Genomic DNA, 12943 nt, shown 5'->3' with positions numbered 1-12943 from the left:
TGGTGTCCTTTTTCTTTGTTCTTCTTCCGTCCACCCGGCGGATTCAGACCGTTATCAAAACATGTCAAGCGAATAATGCGGTTTTTACGGTGTATTTCATCGACCACGCCGTGCATTTAGCCGACATACGACTGCATTTTACGGACATATTGGTGTTCTACCTCTTTGGCCTCAAAAACCCGTGTTACGGTTTTCGCAACTTTGAACAGCGCATTGGGCGCAGTTCCGAAAATCACTTACAAGGAGAAATGAAAATGGCCGAAAAATGGGTTCAACACATCGGGATGACCAACTGATTTATGGGATGCCCAAGCATATGAGCAGCGTTGCTAGCAAATCTTCCCCAGTTGGCGAGGATATGAAAGGCTACTATTGGACAGTGCATCCTAAACCGAATGCGTGTGACAAATGCAAGGCAATGGCAGGATTGAAATACATCTCGGAGCCTGAAAGACCGCACCCAAACTGCAAGTGCGAGATTAAAAAGCACTACATCGGCGTCAACATTATGGGTGTTCTTGATGGGTATGGCAGCAGAGAGACGCATTCGTTCAGTACAGGACAGAAGATAGTTGTTGAGGTTAAGAATCTCGGACCCTTTTTGTCCGGCGCGCAAGTTCAAGTCGATGGTGATGTTTGGAGAGATACTGGACATATGTATCCGGGACAGTCCCGGTCATTTGAATTTACGAAATTCGGCGAAATTCCATTGCCTTGGGTTGTTATGCTCATGTACGGTGGTGCCGACAATTCGAGTGTCCAATATTTTATAAGAGGTTAAGTTGAGATTCCTAAAGGCCATTTTTTTCGTCGTCCTCCTCATTTCCACTAATGCATGGGCAGAATCTAGATTGGTGCTTTCATGTAGTGATGTGACAAATATCGAGGTGTGGCGTTTGCGTGGCGAAGTCTGGCAACCTCTCCCCACGGATGGATACCACTATGTATTGGTCATCTCCCTGACAGCTGAAGCTCAGGTACGCATGAAGCAGGTTTATGACTCGACGAAAAAAGAACTATTTTTGGTTGGCGACCAGCGACACATGGTCAAACGGATTACAATATGGGCCGGTAAAAGGCGTATATTAAGTGACTCGCCAACTTGGGATAATTTCAGTGGCCCGGGGCCAATAATAACCAAGAAGACCAAGGAAGCGGCTTTCGAAGCGGCAAGAATGATATGCCCGGACAAAGCGCCAACCATTATGCTTACCGATGGAAGCTGACTCCGGCAAAAGAAAGCCAAAAGCCCCGGTGGAATTGCCGCCGGGGCTTTTATACTAATGCGCTGCCCAGCGTCCTGGGCGCGTAGTTTCAAGAGTCTCAGTCAGTTGAAACTGAGCAGTTTGAGGTGCTTCACTTAACTCAAGCCATCATTTGCCAAAAAGCGGACCCAATATCCTGATTTCCCCGTGATTTCAACACGATGACAGTATGTAGGAAATCGGACACATAATCGGACACATAACCCCTGTCACTTATGTCGCCAATGTACGTTTTTGCAGAGTTGGAACGCTGCAATATACTTGAATAATTGATTTTAAATCTGCTCTGGCGGCTACTGTCCACGCTGGGCAGTGTGTCTGGATGAGTTAAGGATAATTGGTTTTTTTGGGGCGCTAGATGGCATCATTCTGATTTGCAATGTGATCCTCGCCGCAGGCGACAGCGGGATTCCAAAGGGTCATAGCCCTTTGGCCGCCGGAGGCGAAATCACCTGGAAAATCCGCCGAAGGCGGTTTCCACATCTGATTTCAACATCAATGAAAAGCGGCTGCCAGATGGCAGCCGCTTTTTCGATTACTCGCTCTTGTGCGAGGCCGTCAAAGCCCTGCGCAGAGATCAATCCGCCAGCTTCTTGAGCAGCCAGGCCATGTTCCGGCCAAGGCACTCCATGGTCGTCATGGCTTCGGCATCGTCCAGCACGTCGCCCTTCTGCAGGCCATGCCCCAGGTTCCAGTAGTCCGCGCCGGGTACGATCATCTGGCCGATGAGGAAGAGCGCGTTGAGGGCGTTGAACGCCTGCATGGCTCCGCCCCTGCGGTTGGCCACCACGCCCGCGCCCACCTTGCGCGCGAACATATCCCCGTTGGCCCGGGCGACCAGACCGGCCCGGTCGATGAGCGCCTTCATCTCGGCGGAGATGTTGGCGAAGTAGGTGGGCGAGCCCAGGATGATGGCGTCCGCCGAGTCCATGGCCGCAATGTAGTCGTTCATGGCGTCCTTGTTCACGGCGCAGCGGCGGTCCTTGTTCTCGAAACACTTGTAGCAGGCGATGCACCCACGAAGCGGCTTGCCGCCGATGTGGATCAGTTCGGTCTCGATGCCTTCCGCTTCAAGGACGGAAAAGACGCGTTTTATCATGTCGGCGGTGTTGCCGCCCTCGCGGGCGGAGCCATTCAATGCGACGACTTTCATGATGCTTTCTCCTAGTATATTGATCTGTTATTTGTCGGCCGGAATGCCGGAGGCCAGACGGACGCCCAGTTCATACGCCTTGCGGCAGTCGTCTTCGAAGTGAGCCGCGCGGTAGGCGGCCTTGTCCTCGCCCGGAGCGTTGGCTTCGTACTTGGCGTAGTCATCGTACTGCGTGGTGTAGTTGGCCTCAAGCAGTTCGCAGGAGCCGAAGTGCATGGCGAGGTAGTTCCGGGCCCGTTCGAACACGGCGGGGTAGCCCATGGATTCGGCCAACTCCTTATTGACGTTCATGGTGTAGATCAGGCCGGTGGGGATTTTTCGCGGGAAGTGGGACTCGGCGTAGTTCTCGTAGTTGAGGTAGGGGAACTGGAGGCGCTCCATGAAGGCGCGCATGGTCGAGGTCTCAGCCCCGTAGTACACGGGTGTGCCGAGCAGCAGGCCGTCGGCCTCGCGGACCTGTTCGAGCACTGGCTGGAGGTCGTCGCGGAGTACGCAGACGCCGGTCTCCTTCCTGTCCTTGCGCTTGCAGGCGAAGCAGCTAGAGCACCCTTTGAAGTCGAGCTTGTAGAGGTTGATCAGTTCGGTCTCGGCCCCGGCGGAGCGGGCGCCCTCCAGCGCGTTTTCGAGCATGGTCGCCGTATTCCATTTGCCCCGGCGCGGGCTGCCGTTGAATGCCAGAATCTTCATGGAGTTCTCCTTGACGCGTCGACAATTCTCGACGCTTCTTAATATGTGTTGCTGTGGACCCGGTCTTCCCGGTAGCGGCTCTCGGATTTGACCTCCTGGGCAGGGTGGCCCAGGGGAATGAAGGCCAGGGGGATCACTTCGTCGGGCAGGTTGAACCGTTCCCGGAACGCGGCAACGCGGTCTTCCATGGGGTGGATGCCGGTCCAGACCGCGCCGAGCCCCAGGGCATGCGCCGCCAGCAACAGGTTCTGGACCGCCGCGGAGCAGTCCTGCACCCAGTAGCCCGGATATTTTTCCTTGCTCTGGTCGCCGCAGACCAGGATGCCGACGGGAGCCTGCCGCACCATGGACAGGTAGGGATGGATGGAGGGCAGTGAATCCAGGATCTCCCGGTCGTCCACCACCACGAACTGCCAGGGTTGCTGATTGCCCGCGCTCGGGGCCAGCATGGCCGCTTCCAGGATTTCGCGGATCAGCTCTTCGGATACGGGGGCATCGGTGTACTTGCGGATGGACCGCCGGGTCTTGATCGCTTCTATGGCGTGCATGGCGTCGCTCCTTTGCCCTGTCGGGCGTTATTTACGATGCTCATTTTCTCTGCTATTGGTGCAAAAAGATCAAGTACGCACAATAAAGTATCGTAGTTACCAAATGGAAACCATGGGCCGCCCCGAAAATGGGAGGGCGGTGAGGGAGAAAAGAAAGAACATGGCCAAGACATGCGGGCTGAAGTGGTGCCGGGGCAAGCAATACTATTGCAGCGTGGAGCTGACGCTCCAGGTTATCGGCGGTAAGTGGAAGCCGATCATCATCTACCGGCTGGGCAGCGAGGGCACGTTGCGTTTCAGCGAGGTGAAGCGGTCCATCCCAAACATCACCCAGAAGATGCTCACCCAGCAGCTCCGGGAACTGGAGTCGGACGGCATCGTCAGCCGCGAGGTCTACCCGCAGGTGCCGCCCAAGGTTGAGTATTCCCTGACGGAATTGGGCCGGTCCGTGATGCCGGTCATCGACTCCCTGAGTCGATGGGGGAACGGATACGAAGATTGGGCAGCAGCCGAGGAGGATAGCGCAAAAGCAGTCTGATCGTATTAAGGAGATTTTTCCTTTCGCTGGAGTTTTCGTTGGAGTATAATTGTAACCTCTCTTCGGTTGCGGGCACGTCCCGTTGACGAGGGGGACCCGCCGCTAGGAGACGGCGGATTACTCCTGAACTCCAGGGGGTAGCGATGGAAAAGCTTGCTGCATTGCTGCGGGAACCAGGCCCGCCCGAGGAAATGGCGGCGGAGTTTCACCGCGCTGTTACTCTTTCCAACTGCCGCAGGCTCAAGCCGGTGGCATGGCTGGTGATCGTGGCGCTGATCCTGTTCTCTGCCATGGACTATGTTTCGTTTGGCACCAGGCTTCCTGATCTTTGGAGGACGCTGGCGTTCGTACGCATCGTGGGCCTTGCCGGAGCCGGGGCCCTGCTGCTCGCTTTGAAGGGGCTTTCCGGCCCCGCCGACCTTAGCCCGAGGCATTCCTGGGCCTGGCAATGCTTCCTGTTTTTTCTCCTGGTGTATATCGTCGTGGTGGTCTGCATCTCTTTTTCCGTCAGGCAGACCCTCGACCCCGTATATCTGCTCCTGCTCGGTCCGCCCGCCTATCTGATCCTGTCTCAGCGGCAGGTTCTCCTGCTTCAGGCGGTGGGGTTGAGCACACTGACCGGGGCCATGGTCCTGTTCGCGCCGCCCGGCGTCTCTGCCAGGTTTCATCTTCTCAACGTGGTTCTCCTCACCTGGGTCTCGCTGATCATCGGGCGTATAACCCGTGGCGGCTTCCTGCGTGAGTTCATGAACAAGCGGATCATCGAAAAGAAGCACCGCCAGCTTGAGGAGGCCAGGGCACGGGCCGAGGCCGCCAACGGGGCCAAGTCGGACTTCCTGGCCTCCATGAGTCATGAAATTCGTACCCCCATGAATTCCATCCTCGGCATGACCGAGGCGCTCCTGAGCACTCCGGTCTCCGGGGAACAGCGCGAGTATGTCGAAACCGCCAGGGAGTCCGCGCGGCATCTCCTTGGCATAATCGAAGATATCCTGGACATTTCTCGCATCGAAGCCGGGCGGCTGCGTCTGTCCAGCGAGAACTTCGACCTGCCGGAGGTCGTTCTTTCCGCAGTACGGACCGTGCGCCTCCAGGCCAGTCAAAAGGGGCTGGACATGGACTTTGAGATAATGGCGGGCACGCCCCGCTTTCTCAAGGGAGATCCGGGCAGGCTGCGGCAGGTGCTCATCAATCTTCTCGGCAACAGCGTCAAGTTCACTGACCGGGGCTCCATCCGGGTGACGGCCGGCCCGTATGGCGGAGACGGGACAGGCGGTACGTGGGTCCGCTTTTCGGTGAAGGACAGCGGCATGGGCATCCCGGAAGACAAGGCACGGACCATTTTCGAGCCCTTCATTCAGGCCGCTGGTTCCTCCTCGCGTTCCATCGGCGGTTCCGGGCTCGGGTTGTCCATCTGCAAGACTCTGGTGGAGCGCATGGACGGGGAGATATACCTTGCCAATCCGGGAGGGGGGGGCAGCGAGTTCGTCTTCACGGCCCGATTCGAGACGGGGGATGGCGCCCGCGTTTCGAAGCCGAGCTTCGCGTCATGGAGCGAGCCGCCCCCGGTGCGATCTTCCCGAGTGCTCCTGGTTGAGGATAATCCCGTCAATATCCAGGTGGAAAAGGTGCTACTGGAGCGGATCGGCATGGTGACCGAAGTGGCCGAGAATGGGGCCGAGGCCCTCAGGCTCCTGGCGGAGAAGGACTTCGACGTGGTCCTCATGGATTTGGAGATGCCTGGCATGGACGGGTACGATGTCACCCGGTGCATCCGCAGCGGTGAGGGCGGGCCCGCCCCTGTCCGTCGTTCTGACATTCCGATCGTGGCCGTCACCGCTCATGCCCTGGACGACGTCCGCAAGCGGTGCGAGCGGTCCGGCATGAACGGGTTCGTGACCAAGCCCGTTGGGCTGGGCGAGCTCGGCTCTGCCCTGCGAGAGGTCGTGGGCGGCGGAAGCGTCCCGGAAGCACCTCCAACTGTCGAGCCCGAGGAAGCCCCGGTGCTTGATCCCGCCATGGCCGCCGAGGCCCTCGGCGTTTCGTTCGACGACGTCGGTTTCCTCATCCCCAAGGCCCTGGAGGAGATACGGGTGAAGTGCCGCCTCGCTGGGCAGGGAGTCGCTTCCGGCGCCCTGCGCGAGACTGCGCTCCAGGCCCATACCCTCAAGTCCGTTGCCGGGACCATCGGGGCGGAGAGGGTCCGGCGGGCCGCCATTCGGCTGGAGAACGCGGCGCGGCGCGAGGACGCGGAACTGAGCGTCCGGAGAATGGACGAATTGAAGGCTGAGGTGGACTACATGGAGCGGGCCGCAGAGGCCCTGTAGCGCCTCCCCGCCAGCCCCGGAAGCGGGTGGATTTTCCGGGGGTTGTCCTTTTGCCTCCCCGCCGTTTGTCGTGTACACTCCGGCAACCCCAACCCAGAACGAGGTATGCATGTCCGGTGAGCAGTTCGAGTTCTTTCTGACCGAGGCCAAGGCGGGATGGCTGGAGTCGCGCATTGTCCACAACGGTTCCCACTACGACCTGAGCGTACGGTCCACCTTTTCCGAGCCCCTGAAGGATCTGTTCGCCTGCCTGTGCGACGCGCACGGCCTGGAAGCGGCTCCGGACAAGGACGCCGAGTACCGCCACCTGGCTTTCGAATGGGGCGGCGAGGGCTGGGTCTATTATTGGACTGTCGTGCCCCGGCCCGGCGGCATGCTGGACCTTGTGGTGGAATTCAAGGGCAAGCGCGAAGTGGGCGGTGCGGAGCACCCTGTCTGGCGCATCGAGACCAGCACCGGTTGGCGTGCTCTGGCAGGGCAGGTCTTTACCCAGGCCTCGGAGTTGCTCTGGATGTATGGATTTTCCGGCTACTACGACCGCTGGTCCAAGGATTTTCCCGCCGGACAGATGATGCGGCTTGGGCATCTGCTGCACGGCCAGCCCATGGACACCGACGACTTTTCCCGCGAGCTGGGCTATCTGGCGGAGACCCGCTAGATCCTGTTGACCGAATTCCTTCCGCTTCGTTCGGCCCTGATCCCAACCGGCTCCATTGTCAGGCGAACCGGACCTCCGGCATAGCCTGTGTTACGGGCTCTGCTTCAGGCGGCCTTGCCTTTAATCGAAGCAGAGAGGCTGACAGCAAAGGGCTACGTCGTTTCGGTTGCGGGCGTGCAGTTGTTCTTCCCGTTGGCCTTTGACGTATACATGGCCTTATCCGCTTTCTTGATGAGCAGTTCGATGGTGTCGGCGTCATCCGGATACACGGATGCGCCTATGCTGGCCCCGATTGTCATGGTGCCGGACTTGAGCTTGAAGGGGACGCACAGGGATTCGATGATTTTGTTTCCTGCCGACACGGCATCCTCAATGGAATTGATCTCCGTCAGGATAACGGCGAATTCGTCTCCTCCGAGACGCGCGACAGTATCGGATTTTCTGGTGGTCCCGGTCAATATTCCGCTTACCTGGATCAGGAGTTCATCTCCTGCCTCGTGGCCCAGTGAATCGTTGACGTTTTTGAAGCCGTCCAGGTCCACATAGAGCAGCCCCATTCGGCGGCCGTGCCTCTTCGCATGATCAAGCGCTCTCTCCAGGCGTTCGGCAAATAGCTTGCGGTTCGGCAATTCCGTCAGGGAGTCGTACAGCGCCATGGTGACAAGCTGGCTCTGGTAAATCCGCCGCTTGGTTATGGCCAGGGCCAGGAGCCAGGCTATCAGTGAGATGACGACGAAGAGCCCCGCTCCAAGCAGGAACAGCTTGACCCGGAGTTGGGAAATGCCCCGCAGCATGGTTTCCTGGGGTACGTGCGTCATCAGGACCCAGAAATAGTTATCCGGGGCTCGCCCGGCAATCGTTGCCTGGGGGGATTGGTGAGAGCCTTCTCGGGAGACTCGGGCCTGTCGGATCGGGAAAATCTTTTTGGCCGTGAATAGCCCCAGGTCCGTTCTCAGTTGGACCGTCTTGGCGGCCGTGATCTTGCTCCACTCCTCGGGATGACTGGAGGCGAAGTTGCTTGTTGCCCGCTCGGGGATCATGAATCCCCACTCCTTTGCAGGGTCTTCACTCAAGAGGAAGTAGCCTTCATTATTGATGAGCATGGGGTGCCCGGGACCGGTATCGAACATGGTTCGTATCGTTTCCAGGAGCTCTCCCGCAAGATAATTGACTAGTATGATACCGCGTTTTTCCCCTTTGAAGTCCAGGATGGGCGTGGCGAAACGCATCATCGGCTTCAGCGGTTGTTCAATCTGCCCCCGTTCAATGTTCAGGTCCAGGGGAGAAACAAATATTTCACCGGCCTTCAGCTTGATGGCGTCGGTGAAATAATAGCGTTTCGCCTTGCTTTGCAGTTCGGATCGAGGGACGATGCTGGTCTCCCCGGCTTTGTAGTTGACCCTGACGATCTCCATGCCTGTGGCATCCAGAAAACGGACCTGATCATACATCTTCTTGCAAAGGGCAAATTCGGAGTACTCCCGTGCTATCTTCTGCAAGAGGTGCGGGTCTCCCGTATCGAGATATTCCCTGAGTTCGTTCTGCCCCGCCAGAAATGACAGATCGCTTATTATGTCATCGAAATCATGAGCAATACTTTTGCCCTGTTGCTCAAGCGTGCCCACCTCTTCTTCCTTGAGCCGGGAGATGGTGTTGCTTAATTGCGCCTGGTAGTAGATGGCGACCATCCCCCCAAGGAGGCTGCCGAAGAGCAGAAAAAGGAAAAGAAAGAGATTGAGAGCCCTTTTAATGATTTTCTTTTCCTTGAGTTGGATTGGCGGCTCACCCATATTGACGCTCCCGAACGTTGAAAGAATCGGCGTAGAAGATCACTCAGCCTATGCGTGCGAAAACGTCATGTCTATTATATGTTGTTGGATTGTTCGGTTTTTATGTCTTGCAACACCCCTTTTCGAGCGCCTCTTACCGGGGCGGTTTCCGATCTGCGTCACGGACGCTGACTCGGTTTGATCGTCCTTATTCTCCTATGATCTTGATCAGCACGGATTTCTCCCTGCGTCCGTCGAATTCGCCGTAGAAGATGCGCTCCCAGGTGCCGAAGTCGAGTTGGCCCTCGGTGACGGCCACCACGACCTCATTTAGTATATGATGTGCGTAACCGAGTGCGCAGCGCGTAAATTTCGTTAACTTGGGTAGTCCTCCGGCACCAAAGAGTTGGCACGCAGCCGCTTGTAAAGCCCCTCTGCCCTTTTGAGTAACTCGGGATCAATGCCTTCCGTGCTCACTTCGGGCGGCGGAGTTTTCCAGATCATCGCTTCGTTCTTCATGAAGCCCTCGCGATCGTCGACATCCAGGATGTCGGCCAGCTTGGCGAGGACGTTTTCCGTGTCCTGGCACAGGGCTTCATGGGAGTGGAGGTAGACGTTGCCGCCGGCCTTGGACAGGAGCTGCCCGTAGGCCACGGTCCAGTATTCGATCCAGAAGTTCATGGTGTTGAAGTCCTTAAACTGCCGGTTGTCGAACCAGCCGTTAAAATCGATGGGGCGGATGTTGTCGCCAAAGTCGTAGTGGCCGACCCCTTCCATGTAGGTGCTGGCGAACGGGTCGTCCTTGTGGATGCCGAGGAAGTTGCGGTGCTGCTTCAGCAGGGATTGCGCCTGCACCAGAGGGTGCATGTACGGGATGATGACCTTGGCTTCAGGGAAGGTCTTGGTCAGGTAGTCGACGCGTGAGATGTTCAGGTTGTTCTTTGAGACGTAACGGCAATGCGCACCCGTGGCTTTCTGCCGCAAGGCGATGATCTTCTGCATGTGCTTGTCGAAGAATTCGTCGAAGGCGGAGTCGGACTTGGTGCCCCAGGGGAAAATCCGATCTTTGCCGTACTGCTTTTTCCAGAACGGTTTCCAGACCATCTCCTCGAGGGCCTCCGGGCTGTCCACACTGACCATCATCCCGTCGCCGTGGGCCCGTTCCCGTTTTTCGTCGCCCTTCTGGAACTTGTGGGAGAACTTGTCCCAGAGCATGGGGACGAGCAGGAAGGGCATGTCCCGGTAGCGATGGGCCGCGAACTCCTTGAGGCTGAAGCACATGTCGAGGACCAGGGTGGTGCCTCCACGGGGGAGGCCGGTGATGAAAACCGGAGATTTGTTTTCGGCCTTGGCCAGTTCGTCCTTGAACATGGAGTCTTCCATGTCGGCCAGGGAGAGTTGCGGAATGACCGCCTTGAAGGCGATATGGTGCAGGGCGCGGTCGAACAGGGAGTAGCGGATCTCGTAGTCATGATCGCTCTTGTTTTTCCGCATGACATAGAAAAGGACGACGATAAGGAGCGTGGTGCCGAGCAGGAACTCCCAGGAAAGGGTAAAGGCCACGACCTCGTCAAAGGACATGAGCCCGGCCTTGTCCAACCCCCAGACCACGGCGGCGGGCAGCAGCAGCGCCGCGGCACACCCCAGGGTCAATTGGAAGAAAAGCAGGAAAAGTTGCTTGGAGTTGGCCTGCAGCGCCTTCTCCTTGTCGTCGTCACCCAACCCGGGGTTGCGGATGATATCAACCGATTCCTTAGAGCAGGCGATGGTCCTGTTGGCCTTGTCCACCAGCCCGAACGCCTTCAGAAGAACGACGAATCCCAAGACCAGTATGGCCACCCCGACGTACAGCACGGCTAGTTCTCCTTGTTATCGCTGGCGTTGGCCTTGCGGCTGCGGACCATCCTTTTGATCGGATACCAGAGGAATCCGAAGATGGCTGCCACTACTGCGGCGACCAGAGCCAGGAAGGAACCGATGGCCGAAAGCCCGGCTCCGGGTCCGATGTATGCGTGGGCATCAAGGGGGGTGATGCAGAGTGTCAGAAACAGGATGCAGAGTTTTGTTGCAAGTTGGAGCATATGATGTTTCTACCCTTGTCCTTTAGCGTTTCATTTAGTGTGATTGAGTGGGTCACGGGATTTCGTTCATCAGGAATGAAAATGAAATAGGGTCCTTGCGTCAAGAGGGAATGTGGCGAAAAGTGACTTGTGGGAAAGCTAGTTCGCCCATTCTTTGACCTCGAAATAGTCGGCTGGATACACCCTGGCCTCGGTGATTTCGGCAACATTATCGTTGTCGTAACGGTTGATATATTCCCAGATGATTTTGCCGGATTTATCTGTTTCAAAGACGCGCCCTCCTTCAAATTCGGTAATGAACAGCCCCCCTGAAGGCGTAAGTTGATGCTTGCCCCGTACTTTCGATGCGAAGTCCACGCCAGTTTCGTGGCCGAGGATAACATGTGATTCATTTGTAATCGGATCTATCTTTATGATATTCGAGAAGAAATCGGCAGCGTCGGTGAGATAGTAGCTGTTGTTGTTGAAAACCGTAATTGTGCCGTCCGGGGCAAACTCCGGATCATGTTGGCGTTTCCAGGGGCCGATATGCCACCATTTGATGGTTTCACTCTCTGGGGAGACAACCAGAAGCATATTATATGTCCTCAGGGAAAGGAGCAGGTCTCCTGATTGGAATTTGTCAAATTTCGGAGCGAGCGAGGGAGATAATTCGACAATCTTATTCAAATGAACAATTTCTTCGTCCCACCGCATGTGTCGCTCAAGCCTGCGGCCGTTTGAAGTGAGCAGAGATTCCAGTCCGTTTTTCATAAATAACCCAGGGACAGAGATCTCCCGTAGTACCTCTCCCCCTCTGGATATTTTTATCAAGCTGTCGAGCTTATGGGGACATGGAAAGGGAAGGTTCGATTTGTCTTCCGGACTTGCGTAAATCCTGCCTGGGACCCAAAAACTGCCATCATGATTTACTTCAAGGGAGTGGTGTGTGCTCTTCCGAACCTTCCAGACAAGGTTACCCAACTTGTCGAGTTTGACAGTGCCTCCATACTCATAGTTGAAAACCACTGAGCCGTCCGGAAGGATTAAGGCGCCATGGGTATCAATGTTCCAATCCGTATTGGGAGCTGTCGGGAAAAAGTCGGGTTTGGGAAAGAAGTGACTGTAGGCGACTTTCCATTTTTTGAGGACGGTGCCATCCCTGCGAATTAGGCGAAGTTCATTGCTTTTGTCGAAAAAACCGCTGAGAAGGATCAGGTCGTTTCCGCCGACTTCGTTAATGGTTACCCCGGCCCCTGGCTTTCTGGCCTTTTGGAGGAAATGTGAGGGGGTCGTACCTGTCAACGTGGATTTCTCTGCGTAGAGCAGCTTTAAATCATTGAAGATCTTGTGGTATAGCCCGTACACAAAATTTTTTTTAATTCCGCAATAAAGGCCGATGCTTAATGTCAACAACAGGATTGTTGAGTAGAGGCTGCAATAGAACAATATTTTAGAAGGATCAGCTTTTTTCATTAGGTTCTCCTTGACCAGCTTGCAGCACTCTCTTTGTCTGCTTGCCCAAAGTCAGAGTGGGACATGACGCCAAACTTTGATTCCTCAACTCCATTATGCTGATTCTAATGGTGCTGCCGTAATTCTTATCCTTACTAGGTATTAAGATATTTATTAATTATCACATAAAAAACCAATAGCGGCAACTTCGGACGAGGTTAAGTTTTTGTGACCGCTAACGGAAGCCGCACGTGGCTAGAACGGGTATGGCCGAAGGGTATCGGGGATGAGGGAAGGGTTCGTGGCATCATGCCCTTATAATCAGTCTAAGGGTGTTGGGATAGGCCTTTTGGGGGATCTCGATAGTGGTGAACGGCGGTTAAGTCTTGCCTGTACTGTGCGGTTACCGTCGCCCGTGGAAGGCCTATTGCGGAGGCATAATCCGTTTGGCTCGCGATTTGGCCGGAGTGCCGGGGACGACCC

The 12943-nt window shown here is 56.2% G+C and carries 11 protein-coding genes and 1 pseudogene; 4 read left to right on the top strand and 8 right to left on the bottom strand.

The genetic code is table 11. From position 1 onward, the window contains the following. Positions 1–358: 358 nt before the first annotated feature. Positions 359–781 carry a hypothetical protein gene (locus tag GM415_RS03480; RefSeq protein ID WP_158946446.1) on the top strand — a complete coding sequence of 141 codons (423 nt, stop codon included), beginning with the start codon at positions 359–361 and terminating at the stop codon, positions 779–781. Between the two features lie 1061 nt (positions 782–1842). Here GM415_RS03480 and GM415_RS03475 read toward each other — a convergent pair. Genes GM415_RS03475 through GM415_RS03465 form a run of 3 tightly spaced genes read right to left on the bottom strand, consistent with a single transcriptional unit; the run spans position 1843 to position 3653 of the window. After that, a complete protein-coding gene (locus tag GM415_RS03475) occupies positions 1843–2418 on the bottom strand; it encodes a flavodoxin family protein (RefSeq protein WP_158946445.1) in 576 nt (191 codons plus the stop codon). Positions 2419–2445: 27 nt separating this feature from the next. Next, positions 2446–3105 (bottom strand): flavodoxin family protein, encoded by a 660-nt coding sequence (locus GM415_RS03470; protein WP_158946444.1) that lies wholly within the window; start codon positions 3103–3105, stop codon positions 2446–2448. 38 nt (positions 3106–3143) lie between these two features. Next, complete coding sequence (locus tag GM415_RS03465; RefSeq protein ID WP_158946443.1) at positions 3144–3653, bottom strand: nitroreductase family protein; 510 nt, start codon at positions 3651–3653, stop codon at positions 3144–3146. A 160-nt stretch (positions 3654–3813) separates the two neighbouring features. On the opposite strand from GM415_RS03465, the gene GM415_RS03460 reads away from it, so the two are divergent. The 3 genes from GM415_RS03460 to GM415_RS03450 all read left to right on the top strand — a co-directional run bounded on the left by GM415_RS03460 (position 3814) and on the right by GM415_RS03450 (position 7176). Next, the gene (locus GM415_RS03460) at positions 3814–4191 is read left to right on the top strand and encodes a winged helix-turn-helix transcriptional regulator (RefSeq protein ID WP_158946442.1); all 378 of its coding nucleotides are present in this window, start codon (positions 3814–3816) and stop codon (positions 4189–4191) included. A 143-nt stretch (positions 4192–4334) separates the two neighbouring features. Continuing rightward, positions 4335–6518 (top strand): ATP-binding protein, encoded by a 2184-nt coding sequence (locus GM415_RS03455; RefSeq protein ID WP_158946441.1) that lies wholly within the window; start codon positions 4335–4337, stop codon positions 6516–6518. A 109-nt stretch (positions 6519–6627) separates the two neighbouring features. Further along, entirely contained in the window at positions 6628–7176 is a 549-nt protein-coding gene (locus tag GM415_RS03450; RefSeq protein ID WP_158946440.1) for a hypothetical protein, read from the top strand. A gap of 152 nt (positions 7177–7328) precedes the next feature. Here the strand turns inward: GM415_RS03450 and GM415_RS03445 are convergent, their stop codons facing one another. The 5 genes and pseudogenes from GM415_RS03445 to GM415_RS03425 form a co-directional block, all read right to left on the bottom strand. Further along, positions 7329–8966, bottom strand: a complete 1638-nt coding sequence (locus tag GM415_RS03445) for a sensor domain-containing diguanylate cyclase (RefSeq protein ID WP_158946439.1) — start codon at positions 8964–8966, stop codon at positions 7329–7331. A 187-nt stretch (positions 8967–9153) separates the two neighbouring features. After that, a pseudogene (locus tag GM415_RS03440) lies at positions 9154–9273 on the bottom strand (YjbQ family protein); the annotation flags it as partial. Between the two features lie 47 nt (positions 9274–9320). Next, positions 9321–10799 carry a sulfotransferase gene (locus tag GM415_RS03435; protein ID WP_158946438.1) on the bottom strand — a complete coding sequence of 493 codons (1479 nt, stop codon included), beginning with the start codon at positions 10797–10799 and terminating at the stop codon, positions 9321–9323. A gap of 2 nt (positions 10800–10801) precedes the next feature. After that, positions 10802–11026: a hypothetical protein gene (locus tag GM415_RS03430; RefSeq protein ID WP_242012337.1), complete on the bottom strand. Its 225-nt coding sequence runs from the start codon at positions 11024–11026 to the stop codon at positions 10802–10804. Positions 11027–11164: 138 nt separating this feature from the next. Beyond that, complete coding sequence (locus tag GM415_RS03425) at positions 11165–12481, bottom strand: arylsulfotransferase family protein (protein WP_158946437.1); 1317 nt, start codon at positions 12479–12481, stop codon at positions 11165–11167. Between the last annotated feature and the right edge of the window lie 462 nt (positions 12482–12943).

Origin of the sequence: Pseudodesulfovibrio cashew (genome assembly GCF_009762795.1) — a bacterium.
Lineage (GTDB): Bacteria > Desulfobacterota > Desulfovibrionia > Desulfovibrionales > Desulfovibrionaceae > Pseudodesulfovibrio > Pseudodesulfovibrio cashew.
Note: the sequence above shows the minus strand (reverse complement) of the source record. Positions and strands in the feature narration are given on the sequence as shown.

Bases quoted from the DNA above. Each gene is read 5' to 3' on its own strand.
- GM415_RS03450 (WP_158946440.1), top strand. From the start codon at position 6,628: ATGTCCGGTGAGCAGTTCGAGTTCTTTCTGACCGAGGCCAAGGCGGGA.
- GM415_RS03480 (WP_158946446.1), top strand. From the start codon at position 359: ATGAAAGGCTACTATTGGACAGTGCATCCTAAACCGAATGCGTGTGAC.
- GM415_RS03460 (WP_158946442.1), top strand. From the start codon at position 3,814: ATGGCCAAGACATGCGGGCTGAAGTGGTGCCGGGGCAAGCAATACTAT.
- GM415_RS03425 (WP_158946437.1), bottom strand. From the start codon at position 12,481: ATGAAAAAAGCTGATCCTTCTAAAATATTGTTCTATTGCAGCCTCTAC.
- GM415_RS03465 (WP_158946443.1), bottom strand. From the start codon at position 3,653: ATGCACGCCATAGAAGCGATCAAGACCCGGCGGTCCATCCGCAAGTAC.
- GM415_RS03470 (WP_158946444.1), bottom strand. From the start codon at position 3,105: ATGAAGATTCTGGCATTCAACGGCAGCCCGCGCCGGGGCAAATGGAAT.
- GM415_RS03430 (WP_242012337.1), bottom strand. From the start codon at position 11,026: ATGCTCCAACTTGCAACAAAACTCTGCATCCTGTTTCTGACACTCTGC.
- GM415_RS03475 (WP_158946445.1), bottom strand. From the start codon at position 2,418: ATGAAAGTCGTCGCATTGAATGGCTCCGCCCGCGAGGGCGGCAACACC.
- GM415_RS03445 (WP_158946439.1), bottom strand. From the start codon at position 8,966: ATGGGTGAGCCGCCAATCCAACTCAAGGAAAAGAAAATCATTAAAAGG.
- GM415_RS03455 (WP_158946441.1), top strand. From the start codon at position 4,335: ATGGAAAAGCTTGCTGCATTGCTGCGGGAACCAGGCCCGCCCGAGGAA.